Source organism: Rubrivivax sp. JA1026 (assembly GCF_011065555.1).
GTDB classification, from domain to species: domain Bacteria; phylum Pseudomonadota; class Gammaproteobacteria; order Burkholderiales; family Burkholderiaceae_C; genus Rubrivivax; species Rubrivivax benzoatilyticus.
On record NZ_JAALCQ010000007.1, the window covers coordinates 167,509 to 187,553 of the forward strand.

A 20,045-nucleotide genomic window follows, 5' to 3' on the forward strand; every position below is an offset into this window, starting at 1 on the left:
GCGAGGAGCCGTTTCCATGCGTGTGCTGTTCATCCACCCCAACTATCACTCCGGCGGTGCCGAGATCGCCGGCAACTGGCCTCCCGCGTGGGTGGCGTACCTGGCTGGCTACCTCAAGGCGGGCGGCTACACGGACGTCATCTTCGTCGACGCGATGACCAACGACCTGAGCGAAGACCAGGTCCGCGAGAAGATCACGACGCTCAAGCCCGACATCGTCGGCTGCACCGCGATCACCCCGGCGATCTACAAGGCCGAGCGCACGCTGCAGATCGTCAAGGAAGTGAACCCCGACATCGTCACGGTGCTCGGCGGCATCCACGGCACGTTCATGTATCCGCAGGTGCTCAAGGAAGCGCCGTGGATCGACGCCATCGTGCGCGGCGAAGGCGAGCAGGTCATGCTGAACCTGGTCACCGCCGTCGACCAGGGCCGCTTCATGGCCGACCGCAACTGCGTCAACGGCATCGCCTTCGCGACGCCGGACGGCAAGGTGGTCGCCACGCCGGCCGAGCCGCCGATCGAGGACCTGGACCGCATCACGCCGGACTGGGGCATCCTCGAGTGGGACAAGTACATCTACATCCCGATGAACAAGCGCGTCGCGATCCCGAACTTCGCGCGCGGCTGCCCGTTCACCTGCTCGTTCTGCAGCCAGTGGAAGTTCTGGCGCGACTACCGCATCCGTGACCCGAAGAAGGTGGTCGACGAGATCGAGGTCCTGGTCAAGCAGCACGACGTCGGCTTCTTCATCCTCGCCGACGAGGAACCGACGATCCACCGCAAGAAGTTCATCGAGTTCTGCGAAGAGCTGATCAAGCGCGACCTCGGCGTGCTGTGGGGCATCAACACCCGCGTCACCGACATCCTGCGCGACGAGAAGCTGCTGCCGCTGTTCCGCAAGGCCGGCCTGATCCACGTCTCGCTGGGCACCGAGGCCGCCGCGCAGCTCAAGCTCGACATGTTCAACAAGGAGACCACGATCGAGCAGAACAAGCGCGCGATCCAGCTCCTGAAGGACAACGGCATCGTCACCGAAGCCCAGTTCATCGTCGGCCTCGAGAACGAGACCGCCGAGACGCTGGAAGAGACGTACCGGATGGCGCGCGACTGGAACCCGGACATGGCCAACTGGGCGATGTACACGCCGTGGCCGTTCTCCGACCTGTTCCAGGAACTCGGCGACAAGGTCGAGGTCTTCGACTTCGAGAAGTACAACTTCGTGACCCCGATCATGAAGCCCGACGCGATGGACCGCGGCGAGCTGCTGGACCGGGTGATGAACAACTACCGCCGGTTCTTCATGAACAAGGCGTTCCTGCAGTACCCGTTCACGAAGGACAAGCTGCGCCGCAAGTACCTGATGGGCTGCCTGAAGGCGTTCCTGAAGAGCGGTTTCGAACGCAAGTTCTACGACCTGGGCCGCGTCGGCTACTGGGGCCCGCAGTCCAAGAAGGTGGTCAACTTCAGCTTCGACAAGGAGCGCCGCATCGACGCCCAGACCGCGGACGCGCTGTCGCGCGTCGACGACGGCTGGGTCACGATGCACGGCCCGAAGATCGAGATGAAGCGCCGCAAGGGCGACGAGAACTTCGAGATCGCGGCGAAGGCCATGGCCTGCGGCGGCGGCACCGAGCAGCTGACCGAAGAGCAGCAGGCCGCCACGGAGGCGCGCGCGTCGTGAACGTCGCCGGCCGCATCGGTCCGAACGCCATCATCCGCGTCGCGGAGGTGCTGCCCTCGCGGGTCGGCACCGACCTGACGCGGCGGCTGTTCGACCGTGCCGGCCTGGTGAACTACCTGACCACCCCGCCGGAGTCGATGGTCGACGAGGCGGAGGTGCGCCGCCTGCACGGCGTGCTGCGCGAGTCGCTGGGCCCGGCGGCCGCGCGCGAGATCGCGCACGCCGCCGGCGTGCGCACCGCCGACTACCTGCTCGCCCGGCGCATCCCCAAGCCGGTGCAGGTGCTGCTCAAGCTGATGCCGGCCCCGCTGGCCGCGCGCGTGCTGCTCACCGCGATCAGCCGCAACTCCTGGACCTTCGCCGGCAGCGGCCGCTTCAGCTACGTCGTCGGCCGCCCCTGCGTGCTGACGATCCGCGACAACCCGCTGTGCCGCGGCTGGCAGGCCGACGAGCCCGCCTGCGACTTCTACACCGGCACCTTCGAGCGCCTCTTCACGGTGCTCGTGCACCGCAATGCGCAGGCCCGCGAGGTGGCCTGCGAGGCCTGCGGCGACACCGAGTGCCGCTTCGAGCTGACCTGGTAGACGCCTGATGCGCGGCCCGGCGCGGAAAACGCCGGCAAGGTGTCACAGGACACGGCCTAGAATCTGCAATACCCCTTGATGGGGGACGTCCGGCCGTCTTCGCGACGGCCGCCGCCATTTCCGCCTGCCCGGCGCGCCCGCGATGACCCTGACCGCCCTGACCGCCCTCTCCCCTCTCGACGGCCGTTACGCCGCCAAACTCGCCGCGCTGCGCCCGCTGCTCAGCGAGTTCGGCCTGATGCACCGGCGTGTGCAGGTCGAGGTCGAGTGGTTCATCGCGCTGTCGGACGCCGGTTTCGCCGAGTTCAAGCCGCTGTCCGAAGCCGCACGCGGCCTGCTGCGCAGCCTGGCGCTGCGTTTCAGCGAGGCCGACGCCCAGGCGATCAAGGACATCGAGCGCACGACGAATCACGACGTCAAGGCGGTCGAGTACTGGATCAAGGCGCGCATCGAGCATGAGCCCGAGCTGAAGACGGCCGGCGAGTTCGTGCACTTCGGCTGCACCAGCGAGGACATCAACAACACCAGCCACGCGCTGATGTTGAAGGCCGCGCGCGACACCGTGCTGCTGCCGGCGCTGGATGCGCTGATCGAGCGCCTGCGCAAGATGGCGCACGGCTTCGCCGCGGTGCCGATGCTCAGCCGCACCCACGGCCAGACCGCCAGCCCGACGACCGTCGGCAAGGAGATCGCCAACGTCGTCGCGCGGCTGACGCGCGCCCGCGACGTCATCGCCTCGGTGCCGCTGCGGGCCAAGATGAACGGCGCGGTGGGCAACTACAACGCCCACATCGCCGCCTGGCCCGAGTTCGACTGGGAGGCCTTCAGCCGCCAGGTCGTCGAGGACCGCCTGGGCCTGGTGTTCAACCCGTTCACGATCCAGATCGAGCCGCACGACTACATGGCCGAGCTGTTCGACGCCGTGACCCGCTGCGACACCATCCTGATCGACTTCGCGCGCGACGTCTGGGGCTACATCTCGCTGGGCTACTTCAAGCAGAAGACCAAGGCGGGCGAGATCGGCTCGAGCACGATGCCGCACAAGGTCAACCCGATCGACTTCGAGAACGCCGAAGGCAACTACGGCCTGGCCAACGCGCTGCTGACGCATCTGTCGCAGAAGCTGCCGATCAGCCGCTGGCAGCGTGACCTGACCGACAGCACGGTGCTGCGCAACATGGGCGTGGCGCTGGGCTACGCGGTGCTGGGCCACGACAGCCTGCTGCGCGGCCTGGACAAGCTGGAGCTCAACGAAGCCGCGCTCGCCGCCGACCTGGACGGCGCCTGGGAAGTGCTGGCCGAAGCCGTGCAGACGGTGATGCGCCGCCACGGCCTGCCCAACCCCTACGAGCAGCTCAAGGAGCTGACGCGCGGCCGCGCCGTCACGCGCGAGACCTTCCACGCCTTCATCGACAGCCTGGACGCGCTGCCCGCCGGCGAACGCGAGCGGCTCAAGGCGATGACGCCGGGCAACTACATCGGCCGGGCGGTGCAGCTGGCGCATAAAGCATGACGTCTTTCATCGACCGGCTGGCCGACGCGACGGCGCGCCAGGCGTCGATGCTGTGCGTCGGGCTCGACCCCGAGCCGGCGCGCTTCCCCGGCGCCTGGAAGGGCGACGCGACGCGCATCCACGACTTCTGCGCCGCGATCGTCGACGCCACGCACGACCTCGTCTGCGCCTTCAAGCCGCAGATCGCCTACTTCGCCGCACACCGCGCCGAGGACCAGCTCGAACGCCTGGTGGCCCACATCCGGCGCGTCGCGCCCGGCGTGCCGGTGATCCTGGATGCCAAGCGCGGCGACATCGGCTCGACCGCCGAGCAGTACGCGCGCGAGGCCTTCGAGCGCTACGACGCCGACGCGGTGACGCTGTCGCCGTACATGGGCTTCGACTCGATCGAGCCCTATCTGCGCTGGGACGGCCGCGGCCTGATCCTGCTGTGCCGCACCTCCAACCCCGGCGGCAGCGACCTGCAGAACCAGCTGCTCGACGGCGGCGAACGCCTGTACGAGCGTGTCGCGCGTCTGGCCGCCGGCCCGTGGAACCGTGACCGCCGCCTGGGCCTGGTCGTCGGTGCCACCTTCCCGGAGGAGATCGCCCGCGTGCGCGCGATCGCGCCGACGGTGCCGCTGCTGATCCCCGGCGTCGGCGCCCAGGGCGGCGACGCGGCGGCCACGGTGCGTGCCGGCTGGCGCCCCGACGGGCCGATCATCGTCAACTCGTCGCGTGCCGTGCTGTACGCGAGCGCGGGCGAGGACTTCGCCGCCGCGGCCCGGCGTGTCGCCGAGGCCACCCGCGAGCTGCTGCAGCGCGAACGCGGCTCGTAGCCAGGGCTCACCTTGGTCACGCGCCCGCCCGAAGACCACGCACTGCCGGCGTCGCAGCGCAGTCCGGCCGGCGACGCGACCACCGAGCGCCTGCGCCGGCGCACGCAGGCCGGCCGCCGTGCACTCGGGGCCACGGCCCTGGCCTGCGCGGCCGCGGCGCTGGCCGCACTGGCCGCACCGCTGCCGCTGGACGCCGCACTGCGTGTGCCGCTGGCCCTGGCGCTGGGCCTGGGTGCGCTGCTCGCCGCCACCGGCAGCCGGATGTGCGGCAGCGCGCTGCAGCTGGCCGAGGCCGCCGCCGCCGGCGAACGCCGCGCGCGCACGCTGCTCGAGCTGGCCTCCGACGTCTGCTGGGAGCTCGACGCCGAGCACCGCCTCGTCGCCGCCTATCGCCAGCGCGGCGACACGAGCCCGCTGGCCGGCACCGAGGCCCGGGGCCGCCTGCCCTGGGAGCTGCCGCAGTTCCAGTGCGACGACGAGACCCTGGACCTGCTGCGCGCCGACCTCGACGCCCGCGCCCCGTTCCGCGACCGGCTGGTGCACTGGCTGGGTGCCGACGGCCGGCCGCTGTCGCTGCTGGTCAGCGGCGAGCCGCGGCGTGACGAACGTGGCGGCTTCGCCGGCTTCTGGGGCGTCGCGCGCGACGTCTCGGCCGAGATGGACGCGCGGCGCGCGCTGGCGGCCGCCGAGACCCGCTGCGAGGAGCTGTTCGCGCGCATCCCGACGCCGCTGGTGCTGCACCGCCGCGGGCGTGTGCTCGACGCCAACCCGGCGGCGCTGGTGCTGCTGGGCTGCGACACGCTGGAGACGCTGGTCGGCCACGAGCTGCTGGGCGCCTACGAAGCCGGCGAATCGCGCGAGCGCGAGCGCCGCCGCTTCGACGAACTGGAGGGCGCACCGGTCGGCACCGCGCTGACGATCGCCGACTTCCGCCTGCAGCCGCGCGGCGGCGAGCGCCTGTCGGTGCGCGCGATCTCGGTGCGCATCGAGGCCGAGGGCGGCCCGGCGACGCTGTCGATCTACGCCGACGACACCGAGCGCCTGGCCGCCGAGCAGACGCTGCGCCGCTCCGAGGCGGTGCTGGCGCACCTGTTCGCCAGCAGCCCCGAGCTGATCACGCTGACCGACCTGGGCACCGGGCGCTTCACGATGGCCAACGACACCTTCGTGCGCGCCACCGGTTTCGCCGCCGCCGACGTCGTCGGCCGCACCGCGATCGAGCTCGGCCTGTGGCTGCACGACGAGCAGCGCCGCCAGTTCGCCGAGCAGATGCAGCGCAGCGGCACCGCCACCGACCTGCCGGCGGACTTCCGCGCCCGCGACGGCCGCGTGCTGTCGGTGCTGGTCTCGGGCACACGCTTCAGCGTCGAGGGCCACGACTACCTCGTCGTCAACGCACGCGACGTCACCGAGACCGAACACAGCCGGCGCGAGCGCGAGGCGATCCTGGACAACGCCTCGATCGGCATCGCGGTCACGCGCGGCGGCCGCTTCATGATGGCCAACCGGCGTTTCGAGCAGATGTTCGGCTGGCCGCCGGGCGGCCTCGTCGAGCGCCCCGCGGCGGCGGTCTGGCCGGGCAGCGACGAGATCGTCGAGATCGCCCGCGGCACGCTGCCGGCGCTGGCCCGCGGCGAGCCGGTGGAGATCGAGGGCCATGCCCAGCGCCGCGACGGCAGCACCTTCCTGGCCCGGCTCGTGGTCAAGGCCGTCGACCCGGTCGACCCGGCGCGCGGCGGTGCGGTCTGGATCGTCGAGGACGTCACCGAGCGGCGCGAGTTCGAGCGCCGCCTGGCCGCCGCACGCGACGCCGCCGAGGCCGCCAGCCGCGCCAAGAGCGCCTTCCTGGCCAACACCAACCACGAGCTGCGCAACCCGCTCAACGGCATGATCAACCTCGCCAAGCTGGCCCGCGACGCCCAGCTCGACGAGCAGGTGCGCCAGCAGTACCTGGACCACATCGCCGAGAGCGCGCAGTCGCTGGCGGCGATCGTCTCGGACATCCTGGACGTCTCCAAGATCGAGGCCGGCCGCATGGAGCTGGCCAGCGAGCCCTTCGACCTGGTCGAGCTGCTGCACGGCGCGCAGCGCGTCTACGCGACGATGGCCGCGGCGCGAAGCCTGACGCTGGACTTCGACATCGGCCCGGGGCTGGACGGCACCGTCGTCGGCGACCCGCTGCGGGTGCGCCAGATCGTCACCAACTTCCTCGGCAACGCGCTGAAGTTCACCGCCGCGGGCGGCGTGCGTGTCGTGGTGCGCCGCGTGCCGGCCGGCCGCGTGCGGCTGGAGGTGCACGACACCGGCCCCGGCATCGACCCGGCGACGCAGGCCCGGCTGTTCCGCCCGTTCACGCAGGCCGACGAGTCGACGACGCGGCGTTTCGGCGGCACCGGGCTGGGGCTGTCGATCTGCCGCGAGCTGGCGACGCTGATGGGTGGCGAGGTCGGCGTCGACAGCCAGCCCGGCCGCGGCAGCGTGTTCTGGGCCGTGCTGCCGCTGCCGCGCAGCCTGGCCCCGGCGCCCGCTGCGGCGGCCGCCGCCAGCGCGGCGGCGGCGGGCGTGCCGCGCGAGCTGGCCGGCGCACGCGTGCTGATGGCCGAGGACAACCCGGTCAACATGATGATCGCGGTGGCGCTGCTGGAGCGCTGGGGGCTGCAGGTCGAGCAGGCGATCGACGGCCGCCAGGCGGTCGAGGCGGTGGAACGTGCCGCGGCCTGCGGCCAGCCCTTCGATGCCGTGCTGATGGACGTGCAGATGCCGGTGATGAGCGGCTACGAGGCGACACGCGCGCTGCGCTACCGCGAGGCCGGCCGGCGCCTGCCGATCATCGCGCTGACCGCCGCGGCGCTGGTCAGCGAACGCGAGGCCGCGACCGCCGCCGGCATGGACGACTTCCTGACCAAGCCGATCGACGCCGACAAACTCCGCGAGACCCTCGCCCGCTGGGTGAGGAACTGACCCCCCCCGAAGCGCCTTCGGCGCTCCCCCTCAAGGGGGCGCCGCCGGTGGCCCGGCAAAGCCGGTCCACGGCGGCAGCTTGACTGCGACGAGCAAGCCCCGTCGCAGCTCCTTCAGTCGAGCGTGACCTCGGTGCGCACCGTGCCGGCGCGGTCGGCGCTGGCGACGAGCCCGATCGCCGCGCCCCGCGGCCCCTGCACGACCCACTCGACGACCGCGCGGTCGGCGGTGATCTCGCGCTGCGGCAGGAAAGCCTGCAGCGACTGGCGCGGCGCGTGGCCGTCCAGGTGCGGGCCTTCGATGCGTTCGCGGCCGGAGATCAGCGTGCACTCGGGCGGCAGGTGGATGCGGAACACCGTGCCGCGCACCGTCTTGCGCTCGATCGCACGCTTGCTGATGTTCGACGGCAGGTAGCCGGCGTTGCCGACGGCCAGGCGCACGCGCCAGGTGTCGGGGCCCAGCGCCCGCACCTCGGCGCGCAGCAGCTCGAGCTTCGGCAGCGACAGCGCGAGCTGCGTCAGCCAGGCCGGGAAACGTGCCGCCTCGCGTTCGCGCAGCGCCGGCGGCGGGTTGCGCCAGTAGTTCATGCGGTCCCAGCCGCCGAGCTCGACCATGCCCAGCTGCGGGTGGCGGAACGGGTACCAGTCGACGTGCGCCTGGCCGCCGCACTGCTCGTCGCTCCACTTCAAGAGCTTCAGGTCGTCCTCGGGCGGGTGGTCGCGGTACCACTCGATCCACTTGTAGTCGGTGATGCCGGCTTCCTTGTTCGGCGCCCAGATCTCGACCGTCCAGAACAGCGCCCCGAGGTGCTCGTAGACCCAGTCCTGGGTGCCGGTGATGACTTCCTTCGGGTGGTACTTGAAGTCGTGGAAGCTGCTGATCGCCGGGTAGCCGGTGAGCCTGGCGCCGATGTCGGACAGGCGCTTGTAGATCCACAGGTCCTCGGGCGTCATGTCGTCGTCGGACTGGGTGCCCATCGGCCGCAGGATGACGCCGCTGTGGGTGTGGAAGCTGACCGCGGCGCCGACGTTGGGGTGGCGCACGAGGAAGTCGACCATCGCCCGCACCTCGGGCTCGCTGGCCGGGTAGGGGCCGGCGCCGAGCTGCTCGAACTCCTGGCGCCAGTAGGCGGGGAAGTTGCGGTTCAGGTCCAGACCCTCGACGTCGCGGTTTGCGCTGATGCGCACGCCGTCGAAGTGCTTCAGCGTGCCCTCGGGGATCAGCCGGTAGTACTCGCCGCCGAACTCGCCGGGCTCGCGCGCGACCATCAGCCGCGGTTCTTCGGCGTGTTTCTTCCACGGGCCGTGCGGGTCGGGCACCCGCATGTAGAGGATGCGGCCGTCGCCGTCGACGTCCTCGATCGTCAGGCCGTCGACCGGCTCCTCGGCATACGGGTAGGGCCGCGTCGACGAGCGGATGTGGCGCGGGCGCTCGGCCAGCGCTAGCTCGGCACCGTCGGGGTTCAGGCGCGGGCAGAGGTAGACGGCGCGCGTGTCCAGCAGCTGGCGGATCTTCTCGTCGCCGGCTTCGTAGCCGGTGACGAGCTGGTGCAGCCAGTACAGGCAGGCGGTGCTGGCGGTCAGCTCGGCGGCGTGGATGTTGCCGTCGACCCAGAACGCAGGCTTGTCGACGTCGGCGCCGGTGTCGGGGTTGGTCAGCACCACCAGCCAGATGTCGCGACCCTCGTGGCTCTTGCCGATGGACTCCAGCCGCACGAGCCCGGGGCGGGCGGCGGCGTAGTCGGCCAGCAGGCGCGAAAGCTCGGCGTGGCGGTAGAAGACGTCGAAGCGGGGGACGGGAATGGCGGCCATGGTGTCGTCGCGGCGGGAGACCGCGGCGATTGTGGCCCGCGCCGGCCGTGCGTGGGGCTCAGGGGCAGCGCCGCAGCCGGCACTCGCCGTCGACGAAGACACGCAGCTCGCCCGGTGCGAACGCCGACCAGGGCTCGCCGGCGGTCAGCGGCTCGGTGGCGACGATGGCGACGCGGTCGCCGGGCTGGGTCAGCGCGGCGAAATCGACCGTCAGGTCCTCGTCGGCCAGCGTCGCGGCGCCGAACGGATGGCGGCGCTCCAGCGAATGCAGCTTGGTCGAGCCGTGCGCCCACAGCGCCTGGCCGTTGGACAGCAGCAGGTTGAACGTGCCGTGGCGCGCCGGCAGCGGCAGCAGCTCGGCGAGCGTGCAGGTCAGCTCGTCGATGCTCGGCAGGTCGGCGTGGGCCTTGTCCAGCTCCTGCATCAGCCAGCAGAAGGCGCGTTCGCTGTCGGTGTCACCCACCGGGCGGAAGGCGCCGTGCAGCCGCGGCGCGAAGTCCTTCAGGTCGCCGTTGTGCGCGAACACCCAGTAGCGGCCCCACAGCTCGCGCACGAACGGGTGGGTGTTCTCCAGCGCGACGCGGCCCTGCGTCGCCTTGCGGATGTGGGCGACGACGTTGAGGCTCTTGATCGGGTAGTGCTTGACCAGCTCGGCCACCGGGCTGGTGCGCGCGCCGTGGTGGTCGATGAAGTGGCGCAGCCCGCGCTCCTCGAAGAAGCCGATGCCGAAGCCGTCCTTGTGCTCGTCGGCGCGGCAGGCCAGACCGGCGAAGCTGAACATCACGTCGGTCGGCGTGTTGGCATTCATGCCGAGCAGCTGGCACATCGCGGTTACTCGAACATCAGTTTGGTCATGCCGCGCCAGCTGAGCAGGCGGCCGGGGTTCTGGCGCTCCTCGAGCACCGCGCTCATGCGGCGCAGGATGCGCGGGCTGCGGCGCGCGCGCCAGACGACGAGGTCGGCCAGCCAGGGCAGGCGGTTGACGTGCGCGGCCTTCTCGTAGAGCTCGAAACGCGGCTTCAGGCCGGCCAGCGCGGCCTCGTGGCGGGCGCGCACCGCGGCATCGTCGCCGCCTTCGGCCAGCGCGGCGGCGGTCAGCAGGCCGGTCTCCAGCGCCTTGCCGATGCCCTCGCCGGTGAAGGCGTAGGTGCTGCCGGCGGCTTCGCCGGTGACCAGCAGCCCGGGGCGCGACCAGCGTGCGCCACCCAGCGAGCAGCGCAGCGGCGCGCCCTTCCAGTCGCCGCGCAGCTCGCCGCGCGCCAGCAGGTCGGCCGCCGGGGCGTGCACCGCGGCGAAGGTGTCGAGCATCCGGCGCAGGTTGACCTCGCGCATCGAGGCCCGGCCCCCTTCTTCGCTGGCGTGGCTGGCGGTCAGCCCGACCCCGACGTTGAAGGTGCCGCCCGGGCCGGGAAAGATCCAGCCGTAGCCGCCCGACAGGCGCGGGTGCCAGACGATCTGCAGCTCGCGCAGCGTCGCCGCGAGCTCCGGGTGGTGCAGGTAGCCGCGCAGCGCGACGCTGCTGGGCGCGCGGCGCTCGCAGACGCCGGCGGCGACCAGCGGCGGCGCCGCGGCGCCAGTGGCGAGCACGACCCAGCGTGCACGCACCTCGTGTTCGATGCCGTCGCCACGCAGCCGGGCGCCGACGACACGTTCGCCGTCGAGCAGCGGGGCGACGAAACGCCACGGCGCGGCGAAACGCGCCCCGGCCGCACGCGCGGCGCGGCAGACGATGTCGTCGAGATCACGCCGCGGCAGCACCGCCAGCGTGCCGGGCACGTCGACGTGGCCGCCACGCGGCGCGACGCAGCGCACGTGCGCGGCGCGCAGGGCGCGGTCCATCACCTCGTCGTGCACGCCGAGCACACGCAGCGCGGCGTGGGCGTCGGGGATCAGGCCGTCGCCGCAGACCTTGTCACGCGGGAAGACGTGCTGGTCGACGAGCAGCACGTCGTGCCCGGCCGCGGCGAGCGTGCGCGCGCAGGCGCTGCCGGCCGGGCCGGCGCCGACGACGAGCACTTCGCAGGCAGCCGGAAGCACGGGAGGCGACACGCGGCCCATTGTAGGGAGCGCGGCCGGGGCCGCCGCGGCGGGCTGCGGCTTGATGAACCTCAATTCAGCACCCGACAGCGCGGCGCAAGATGAGCCGCACCGAGGCTCCCGAGAGCCCTGCCGAGGAGAAGACGATGTCCACCCAACTGACGGCGGGCCAGCGGGCATGGCTGGAAGCCGCGCTCGTGCAGCGGCAGCACCAGCTCGACCGCCGGCTCGAAGACCACCACCAGGGCCTGTCGCGCGCCGAGCACGCGCACGAGCTGCGCGAGCAGGATCACGACGACCAGCCGCAGCGTGAGGACGAGCGCGACGTCGACATGGCGCTGTCCGACCTGGAGCTGCGTGAACTGGGCGAGGTCAGCGCCGCGCTGCGCCGGCTGCAGGCCGGCGCGTACGGCCGCTGCGCCGACTGCGACGAGGCGATCCCGTTCGACCGGCTGAAGGCCGAGCCCTGGGCGCTGCGCTGCGTCGGCTGCGAGAGCCGGCGCGAACGCCGGCAGCGGTCCTAGGATCAGTACCTAGCGCCGCACGGGCATACCGTACTCCCCCGCGTAGACGTGCCACGCGCCCTCTCTGGGGGGCGTTGATTCGGCTTTGGCGGCGTGCTTTAGTCCGACCGAGCGCTGCCGAATCTCGAAACGCCGGCCATGCTCAGGCCGAACCTAAACTGCTGCTCCATCCATCAGAACACCGCGCTTCCAGCGAAAACAATGGCAGGGTTCAAGTACGAACAGTGGCAGGTCAAGCGCGCAGCCAAGCAGCCGCTGCTGGACTTCCTAGTCGAAGGCCTTCAGGCCGCTGGTTGCACCATCGTTTACGTAAGCGATGCGGGACTCGCACCGTTTCACATCACCTTCGACACTCCGCTCGGCGAACGGCACGGCGTACTTGCCTACGCGTTCCTGGCCAACTCCAAACTCACTCGCAATCGTCCCGCTGACGAGCATCGCTTCCAGATCAAGTATGGCGGCGACCCAACGTTGCGGCTTCCCTTGGAGCAGGATCCGTCGCGGTTGGTGACGACGATCTTTGTCGGCATCGACCCGAAGGAGGGCATCCTGGTCGGCGCCGACCCGGTGCTGCACGACCAGACGCGCATGTTCATCAGCCTGGAGTTCAAGCGGGCACATGCCGAAGCAATCGCCACGGCAGGATGGCACGCCTGGGAGCGCGACAGCCGACGCCGGGAGGGAGAGCCCATCGAAACGCTGGTAGGCGTCGCAAAGCGTCGTGTCTTGGACTTCATACGCTTCGAGCGGCTCGCGCATGGCCTGGACGCGGGACACCGGCAGTTGCTCGCAGAACAGTTCTTCGGCAGCCCAGCGCTCTCCGAGTCGGGGACGCATGCGCTGACTAGCGAACTGAGCATGTCGAGCCAACAAGTCCTGGACCTCATCCAGAGCGCGAGCCGGCTAAAGATGGCCGTCCGGGGCTGGGTCGCGGAGCACCATCTGGAGCAGTACCTACAACGCGTTCCTGGCGTCCGCGACTGTCGCAGGCTCGACCAAGAAGGCCGCCCCGATATCGAACTCCGATTCAGGAACCGGGGGCCAATATTGATTGAGTGCAAGAACGTGCTGCGTCAACGGGCGGCTGATGGCTGTCCTCGCGTCGACTTCCAGCGCACGCGTGCCTCCAAGGGCAACCCCTGCTCGAGGTACTACCAACCCGAGGACTTCCAGGTGCTCGCGGCCTGCCTCCACGCCGTGACTGAGCGCTGGGAGTACCGGTTCATACCGACGAAGGCGCTGCCTCCTCATGCCAAGTGCTCGGGGAGAATTCAGAGCGCCCTGAAGGTAGGTGCCAACTGGCACGAAAATCCGGCAGACGCCTTCGCCCTCATTGCCGCCGCACCCTGATGTCCAAGCAGTTTTCCGTCCTCAGTCTCTTCACAGGTGTAGGCGGCCTGGACTACGGCTTCGAGGCCGCCGGCTTTGAAACCCGAGTCGCACTTGAGTGGGACCACCAGTGCTGTGAGAGCCTGCGGGCCAGCCGACCATGGCCGGTGATCGAGGACGACCTGCTGAAGACGCCAACCCAACGCATTCTTCAGGCGGGCCGGCTGCGCTCCGGCAGTGTCGACATGCTGATCGGTGGTCCGCCCTGCCAGCCCTTTTCCAAGAGCGGTTGGTGGAAGTCCGGCGATAGCCTCCGCTTGGAAGACCCTCGCGCCAACACACTGGCGGGCTACCTGCGAGTCCTCGAAGAGGTACGCCCGAAGGCATTTCTTCTCGAGAACGTCGAGGGACTCGCGTTTGGCGGTAAGGATGAAGGGCTACGGCTGTTGCTGCAGGCGATCGGCCGGATCAATGTTGCATCCGGCACCGCGTATCGCCCCGTCGTGGTCACGCTGAACGCGGCCGACTATGGGGTGCCGCAAACACGAACACGCGTCTTCGTCATCGGCAGCAGGGATGGCCGAGTCTTCGTACCACCACCACCAACGCACCGCGATCCGTCACTTCCCCTGGAAGAACATGAGGCCTGGGTTACGGCCTGGGACGCCATCGGGGATCTCGACGTTGAGGGCGTGGCGGATGAAGATACGTGCCTAACAGGCAAGTGGGCTGACTTGCTTCCTTCGATTCCAGAAGGGCAGAACTATCTCTGGCATACGGACCGCATGGGCGGCGTGCCACTTTTCGGGTGGCGTCGTCGCTACTGGAACTTTCTGTTGAAGCTGTCAAAAGATCGGCCAGCATGGACCATACAGGCACAGCCCGGTCCAGCTACTGGGCCGTTCCACTGGAAGAACCGACGCCTGACGATCCGCGAACTGAGTCGAATCCAGACCTTCCCCGAAGACCTCGTCGTCACGGGCGGCAGAGTCGAAGCGCAGCGCCAAGTGGGCAATGCCGTCCCCAGCCTGCTTGCAGAGGTGCTCGCACGGGCTATCCGCCAGCAGTTCTTTCGTAGTCCACTGAAGCGCGAGCGGCCGGAACTTGCCGTGGCACGTCGTACTCCGTGTCCTCCGCCCGAGCAACCGGCAGACGTACCGGCGAAATACTTGTCTATGGCCGGAACTCATGCGCCCCATCCGGGGACAGGGCGCGGGTTCCTCTACCAGCAGGCAGAGCAGCAGACAGGGACGCTGTTCGCGGACGCCGAGGCTTGACCGACGCGCTTAGGCCGCGGCCTTCACCTTCAGCCGCCAGGCGTGCAACAGCGGCTCGGTGTAGCCGGACGGCTGCTGGGTGCCCTTGAAGACCAGGTCGCAGGCGGCCTGGAACGCGGCGCTGTCCTTGGCACGGCCGGCCATCGGGCGGTAGGCCGGGTCGCCGGCGTTCTGCTGGTCGACGACCTTGGCCATGCGCTTGAAGGTGGCACGCACCCGCGCCTTGTCGACGACGCCGTGCTCCAGCCAGTTGGCGATGTGCTGGCTGGAGATGCGCAGCGTGGCGCGGTCTTCCATCAGGCCGACGTCGTGGATGTCGGGCACCTTGGAGCAGCCGACGCCCTGGTCGACCCAGCGCACGACGTAGCCGAGGATGCCCTGCACGTTGTTGTCGAGCTCCTGCTGGATCTCGGCGTCGCTCCACTTGGCCTTCTTGACCACCGGCACCGTCAGCAGGCCTTCGAGCAGGGCCTCGCGCTCGGCGTCGACGTCGGTCTTCTCCAGCGTCTTCTGGATCTTGAAGACGTCGACCTGGTGGTAGTGCATCGCGTGCAGCGTTGCCGCGGTCGGGCTGGGCACCCAGGCGGTGTTGGCGCCGGCCATCGGGTGGGCGATCTTCTGCTGCAGCATCGCGCCCATCAGGTCGGGCATGGCCCACATGCCCTTGCCGATCTGCGCCTTGCCGCGCAGGCCGCACTCCAGCCCGACGAGCACGTTCTGGCGCTCGTAGGCCTGGATCCAGGCGGTGGTCTTCATGTCGCCCTTGCGCAGCATCGCGCCGGCCTGCATCGCGGTGTGCATCTCGTCGCCGGTGCGGTCGAGGAAGCCGGTGTTGATGAAGGCCACGCGGTCGGCGGCGGCGGCGATGCAGGCCTTGAGGTTGACGCTGGTGCGGCGCTCCTCGTCCATGATGCCGAGCTTGACGGTGGCCTTGGGCAGGCCCAGCAGCGCCTCGACGCGGCCGAACAGCTCGCTGGCGAAGGCGACTTCGGCCGGGCCGTGCATCTTCGGCTTGACGATGTAGATCGAGCCGGCGCGCGAGTTGACGATGCCGTTCGCGCCGTGGCGCTGCAGGTCGTGCAGCGCGATCGCCGTCGTGACGACGGCGTCGAGGATGCCTTCGGGGATCTCGCGCCCGTCGTCGCCGAACAGCACCGCCGGCGTCGTCATCAGGTGGCCGACGTTGCGCACGAAGAGCAGCGAGCGGCCGTGCAGCACGACGTCCTCGCCGTTCGGGCCGGTGTAGCGGCGGTCGGGGTTCAGGCCGCGCGTGAAGGTCTTGCCGGCCTTCGTGACCTGCTCGGTCAGCGTGCCCTTCAGGATGCCCAGCCAGTTGGAATAGGCCAGCACCTTGTCGGCGCCGTCGACGACGGCCACCGAGTCTTCCAGGTCGAGGATGGTCGACAGCGCCGCCTCGACGACGAGGTCGCAGACGCCGGCCGGGTCGGAGGCGCCGATCGTCGTGCCGCGGTCGATGCGCAGGTCCAGGTGCAGGCCGTGGTGCACGAACAGCACCGACGACGGCGCGGCGGCCTCGCCCTGATAACCGACGAACTGCGCCGGCTTCTTCAGCGCGACGGTCTTGCCGTCCTTCAGCGTCACGACGAGCTGGCCGCCTTCGACGCGGTAGCCGGTGGAGTCGATGTGCGAGCCCTTGGCCAGCGGCACCGTGCGGTCGAGCACGTGGCGCGCGTACTCGACGACCTTGGCGCCACGCACCGGGTTGTAGGCGCCGGCGCGCGTGGCGCCGTCGGTCTCGGGCAGCGCGTCGGTGCCGTAGAGCGCGTCGTACAGCGAACCCCAGCGCGCGTTGGCGGCGTTGAGCGCGTAGCGCGCGTTGGTGATCGGCACGACGAGCTGCGGGCCGGCCTGCAGCGCGAGCTCGCTGTCGACGTTCTTCGTCGTCGCCTTCACCTTGGCCGGCACCGGCACCAGGTAGCCGATCTTCTCGAGGAAGGCGCGGTACTTGGCCATGTTCCTGATCGGGCCCGGGTGCTTGGCGTGCCAGGCGTCGAGCTCGGTCTGCAGCCGGTCGCGTTCGGCCAGCAGCGCGGCGTTCTTCGGCGCCAGGTCGGCGACGAGGGCGTCGAAGCCGGCCCAGAAGACGGCGGGATCGATGCCGGTGCCGGGCAGCACCTGGTCTTCGATGAAGCGGGCCAGCAGCGTGTCGACGTGCAGTCGGTGGAAGGTCGTGCGCATGAGGAGGCGTTTCAGGAAGGGAAGAACGAAAGAACCTCGCGCAGGCTGGTGCCGGTGCGCGTGGGGGCGGTGTCGAACGGTTCGGGCGGCAGGCCGGCGCGGTTGACCCACAGCGTCGTGAAGCCGTACCAGGTGCCGCCGAGCGCGTCCCAGCCGTTGCTGGAGACGAACAGGATCTCGCGCGCGGCGACGCCCAGCGTCGCCGGCGCCAGCGCGTAGGCGGCGGGGTCGGTCTTGTAGCGCTGCGCCGGCTCGACGCTGATCACGTGCTGCAGCAGCGGCGCGAAGCCGGCGCTGCGCACCGCGACGGCCAGCATCTCGGGGTCGCCGTTGCTGAGGATGGCGGCGGGCACGCCACGCGCCTTCAGCGCCTCCAGCACCTCGCGGCCCTCGGGGAAGGCGCTGAGGTGGCGGTACTGGTTCATCAGCCGGTCCTCGGTGGCGGCGTCCAGCGCCAGGCCGCGGCGCGCGGCGGCGTAGCGCAGGCCGGCGCGCGTGAGGTCCCAGAACGGCCGGTAGCGGCCGCTCATCGACACCAGCCGCGTGTAGTCGATCTGCTTGTCGCGCCAGAGCTGGGCCAGCGCCTCGCCGTGGCCCGGGAACAGCTGCTCGGCGAGCAGGCCCACGCTGTAGACGTCGAACAGCGTGCCGAACGCGTCGAAGACGACGGCGCGGGGCGGGGCGGGCGTGCGGGCGACCATGGTGCAGAGGAATCTAATCGCCGCCGCGGCCGCGATTGCGTACGCCGGAGTTCGGAGTCCTGTGCACCAGGCGCACGAAACCGGCCCGATTCCAACCTTCAAGGCACGGAGCCAGCGTAAGATCAGCCGGCAATCCGGCTACCGGAATCACGAATCCCGCCGATGCCGCGCCTCAAGCAGATCGAATCCTTCGTCGCCGTCGCGACCAAGGGCAGCCTCACCGCCGCAGCCCAGGCCGAGGGCGTGGCACCGGCCGTGGTCGGGCGGCGCATCGACGCGCTGGAAGAGCGGCTGGGCGTCAAGCTGATGCTGCGCACGACGCGGCGCATCACGCTGACCCACGAAGGCAGCGCCTTCCTGGAGGACTGCCAGAAGGTGCTGGCCGACCTGGGCAACGCCGAGGCCAGCGTCAGCGCCGGCGGCGTCAAGGCCAGCGGCCATCTGCGCATCACCGCGCCGGCCGGTTTCGGCCGCCGCCACGTCGCGCCGCTGGTGCCCAGCTTCATGGCCGAGCATCCGGACGTCAGCCTGTCGCTGAACCTCAGTGACCGCGTCGTCGACATCGTCAACGAGGGCTTCGACTGCGCGATCCGCGTCGGCGACCTGGCCGACTCCAGCCTCGTCAGCGTGCGCCTGGCCGACAACCGGCGGCTGTGCGTGGCCTCGCCGCGCTACCTGCAGCGTGCCGGCGTGCCGCGCACGCCGGCCGACCTGGCGCGCCACGAGTGCCTGACGCTGTCGTCGGACGCCAGCCAGACGCGCGGCTGGGCCTTTCTCGTCGACGGCCAGGTGCAGCACCTGCGCCCGACGGGCCGGCTGGACTGCAGCGACGGCCAGGTGCTGCACGCCTGGTGCCGGGCGGGCCTGGGCATCGCCTGGCGCAGCACCTGGGAGGTGCAGCAGGACATCGCCTCGGGGCAGCTGGTGGCGGTGCTGGAGGAGTTCTCCGCGCCGCCGAACGGCATCTACGCCGTGTTTCCGCAACGGCGGCTGCTGCCGCTGCGGGTGCGGCTGTGGATCGACTTCGTCAAACACAGCTACGGCGACCCGGGCTACTGGGCCCGGGCCGCCGTCTGAAGCAGGAAGCTCACTTGGCCGACAGGCACTCCTTCATGAAGGCCTTGCGCTCGTCGCCGGTCTTGCCGGCGGCCTCGGCGTTGCAGGTCTTCATGCGTTCCTGCGGCGTCGCCTTGGCCGGCTTGGCCGACAGGCATTCCTTCATGAACGCCTTGCGCTCGTCGCCCTTGCGGTCGCCGGCGTCCTGGTTGCAGGTCTTCATCTTGCTCTGCTGCGCCGTCTCGGCGGCCAGCGCCGTGCCGCAGGCCAGCAGGCCCGCGATCGCGGCGGCGATGATCGTGCTCTTCATGTCGTTTCTCCTGGTCTGCCCTCCGGGGCCGGCGTCGATTGGATCAGAGGCCCGGGCCGCGGGCCAGGGGCAATCGTGGCGAATTTCCAGCCCGATGCTTGTGGCCGGCCGCCGCGGGCCGGAAGATAGGCGCCCATGATCTCGCTGGAGGGTGTGCCCTCGGCCCTCGTGGCCCGCAATCAGAGCTGGGTGCGCCAGCAGGCGCAGTCGCTGGTGCGCCACCTCCCGGCCAACGTCGAGAAGGCCGACCTGATCCAGGTCGGGCTGATCGCCGTGGCCCAGGCCTCGCTCAGCTTCGTCTGGGACGGCGACCCCGACACCGCGGAGGCGCACGAGGCCTTCGCGCGTTATGCCCGCCAGCGCGTCAAGGGCGCGATGATCGACGAGCTGCGCCAGATGGACGTGCTGACCCGCGCCCAGCGCCGCAAGATCAAGGTGCTGCAGATCGCGCGCGAGCGCTGGCGCTCGACCAACGGCGGCGAGGCCGGCCTGGCCGAGCTGGCGCGGCTGTGCAAGATGGACCTGGAGGAGGTCGCGCTGCTCGAGCAGCTGGCCCAGGCGAGCCAGCAGCGCAGCAGCAGCGGCGAGGACGACGAGCCCGAGTTCACCGAACGCCACCACCCGGCCACCGAGAAGGACGAGGTCGAGGCGCGGGTGGACACGGCGATCGTGCTGCGCCACCTGGAGACCTTCTTCGCCCAGCTGCCGGAGCGCGAGCGCCGCGTGATCGACGCCTACCTCGGCATCGGCATGTCGCCGGTGGAGCTGGCGGCGTCGCTGAAGGTGACGCCGTCGCGGGTCTCGCAGATGTACCACGGGCTGCTGCGGCGCATGGCGCAGCGCTTCGGCACCGCGCCGCAGCAGCGCGCCACCGACCGCACCCGCCGGCCCGACCGCGCCGACATGGAGGCGCTGGTCGCCCAGCGCGAGCGCGAGCTGCAGGCGCGCCCCGAAGCCGGGCCGTGGGGCGCGATGATGGAAGACGTGCTGGTCTCGCCGGCCGAACGTTTCGGCGTGCACATCGACGTGCCCGAAGGCACGCGCTGGTAGGCGTGGAACGGGCACGCGCCGAAGGCACGTGCTCGTTCAAACGAGCTGTTGGGCGTGGAACGCGCACGCGCCGAAGGCACGTGCTCGTTCAAACGAGCTGTTGGGCGCGGAACGCGCACGCGCCGAAGGCACGTGCTCGGTGCACGCTGAACGGCGCAAAGGCACTCGTCAGACTGACTGGAGCCTCCCTC

At 70.4% G+C, this 20,045-nt stretch carries 16 protein-coding genes; 10 read left to right on the forward strand and 6 right to left on the reverse strand.

Annotation, left to right across the window (positions count from 1 at the left end):
* The first annotated feature begins 16 nt into the window (after positions 1-16).
* From bchE to G5B56_RS13405, 5 genes are all read left to right on the forward strand, one after another.
* Positions 17-1,684 (forward strand): magnesium-protoporphyrin IX monomethyl ester anaerobic oxidative cyclase, encoded by a 1,668-nt coding sequence (gene bchE, locus G5B56_RS13385; protein WP_009856153.1) that lies wholly within the window; start codon positions 17-19, stop codon positions 1,682-1,684.
* Complete coding sequence (bchJ, locus tag G5B56_RS13390) at positions 1,681-2,268, forward strand: bacteriochlorophyll 4-vinyl reductase (protein ID WP_164963509.1); 588 nt, start codon at positions 1,681-1,683, stop codon at positions 2,266-2,268. The genes bchE and bchJ overlap by 4 nt, the downstream gene beginning before the upstream one ends.
* A 142-nt stretch (positions 2,269-2,410) precedes the next feature.
* The gene (gene purB / locus G5B56_RS13395; protein ID WP_009856151.1) at positions 2,411-3,781 is read left to right on the forward strand and encodes an adenylosuccinate lyase; all 1,371 of its coding nucleotides are present in this window, start codon (positions 2,411-2,413) and stop codon (positions 3,779-3,781) included.
* Positions 3,778-4,599: an orotidine-5'-phosphate decarboxylase gene (gene pyrF, locus G5B56_RS13400; RefSeq protein WP_009856150.1), complete on the forward strand. Its 822-nt coding sequence runs from the start codon at positions 3,778-3,780 to the stop codon at positions 4,597-4,599. Before purB ends, pyrF begins: the two co-directional genes overlap by 4 nt.
* A 12-nt stretch (positions 4,600-4,611) precedes the next feature.
* Positions 4,612-7,560 carry a PAS domain S-box protein gene (locus tag G5B56_RS13405; RefSeq protein WP_164963510.1) on the forward strand — a complete coding sequence of 983 codons (2,949 nt, stop codon included), beginning with the start codon at positions 4,612-4,614 and terminating at the stop codon, positions 7,558-7,560.
* 113 nt (positions 7,561-7,673) lie between these two features.
* Here the strand turns inward: G5B56_RS13405 and G5B56_RS13410 are convergent, their stop codons facing one another.
* From G5B56_RS13410 to G5B56_RS13420, 3 genes are read right to left on the reverse strand one after another with little or no spacing between them, the layout of a single operon-like run.
* Positions 7,674-9,371, reverse strand: coding sequence for a M14 family metallopeptidase (locus G5B56_RS13410; protein WP_164963511.1), 1,698 nt, complete (start codon positions 9,369-9,371; stop codon positions 7,674-7,676).
* 58 nt (positions 9,372-9,429) lie between these two features.
* Positions 9,430-10,197, reverse strand: a complete 768-nt coding sequence (locus tag G5B56_RS13415; RefSeq protein ID WP_009855377.1) for a class II glutamine amidotransferase — start codon at positions 10,195-10,197, stop codon at positions 9,430-9,432.
* Positions 10,198-10,202: 5 nt separating this feature from the next.
* Positions 10,203-11,429 carry an NAD(P)/FAD-dependent oxidoreductase gene (locus G5B56_RS13420; protein ID WP_164963559.1) on the reverse strand — a complete coding sequence of 409 codons (1,227 nt, stop codon included), beginning with the start codon at positions 11,427-11,429 and terminating at the stop codon, positions 10,203-10,205.
* Between the two features lie 125 nt (positions 11,430-11,554).
* On the opposite strand from G5B56_RS13420, the gene G5B56_RS13425 reads away from it, so the two are divergent.
* The 3 genes from G5B56_RS13425 (at position 11,555) to G5B56_RS13435 (ending at position 14,538) form a co-directional block, all read left to right on the forward strand.
* On the forward strand, positions 11,555-11,932 hold the full coding sequence (locus G5B56_RS13425; protein WP_240920813.1) for a TraR/DksA C4-type zinc finger protein: 378 nt from the start codon (positions 11,555-11,557) through the stop codon (positions 11,930-11,932).
* Between the two features lie 138 nt (positions 11,933-12,070).
* Complete coding sequence (locus G5B56_RS13430) at positions 12,071-13,282, forward strand: hypothetical protein (RefSeq protein WP_164963513.1); 1,212 nt, start codon at positions 12,071-12,073, stop codon at positions 13,280-13,282.
* Entirely contained in the window at positions 13,282-14,538 is a 1,257-nt protein-coding gene (locus G5B56_RS13435; protein ID WP_164963514.1) for a DNA cytosine methyltransferase, read from the forward strand. The genes G5B56_RS13430 and G5B56_RS13435 overlap by 1 nt, the downstream gene beginning before the upstream one ends.
* 9 nt (positions 14,539-14,547) lie before the next feature.
* On the opposite strand, the gene G5B56_RS13440 is transcribed toward G5B56_RS13435, so the two are convergent.
* Both G5B56_RS13440 and G5B56_RS13445 read right to left on the reverse strand, forming a co-directional pair.
* Positions 14,548-16,737: a malate synthase G gene (locus G5B56_RS13440; protein WP_164963515.1), complete on the reverse strand. Its 2,190-nt coding sequence runs from the start codon at positions 16,735-16,737 to the stop codon at positions 14,548-14,550.
* An 11-nt stretch (positions 16,738-16,748) separates the two neighbouring features.
* Positions 16,749-17,438 carry a haloacid dehalogenase type II gene (locus tag G5B56_RS13445; protein ID WP_164963516.1) on the reverse strand — a complete coding sequence of 230 codons (690 nt, stop codon included), beginning with the start codon at positions 17,436-17,438 and terminating at the stop codon, positions 16,749-16,751.
* Positions 17,439-17,600: 162 nt separating this feature from the next.
* On the opposite strand from G5B56_RS13445, the gene G5B56_RS13450 reads away from it, so the two are divergent.
* Positions 17,601-18,515: a LysR family transcriptional regulator gene (locus G5B56_RS13450; protein ID WP_009855381.1), complete on the forward strand. Its 915-nt coding sequence runs from the start codon at positions 17,601-17,603 to the stop codon at positions 18,513-18,515.
* A 10-nt stretch (positions 18,516-18,525) separates the two neighbouring features.
* Here G5B56_RS13450 and G5B56_RS13455 read toward each other — a convergent pair whose 3' ends face one another.
* The gene (locus G5B56_RS13455; RefSeq protein ID WP_009855382.1) at positions 18,526-18,804 is read right to left on the reverse strand and encodes a PsiF family protein; all 279 of its coding nucleotides are present in this window, start codon (positions 18,802-18,804) and stop codon (positions 18,526-18,528) included.
* A gap of 135 nt (positions 18,805-18,939) precedes the next feature.
* On the opposite strand from G5B56_RS13455, the gene G5B56_RS13460 reads away from it, so the two are divergent.
* Positions 18,940-19,854: a sigma-70 family RNA polymerase sigma factor gene (locus G5B56_RS13460; RefSeq protein WP_009855383.1), complete on the forward strand. Its 915-nt coding sequence runs from the start codon at positions 18,940-18,942 to the stop codon at positions 19,852-19,854.
* Positions 19,855-20,045: the final 191 nt, after the last annotated feature.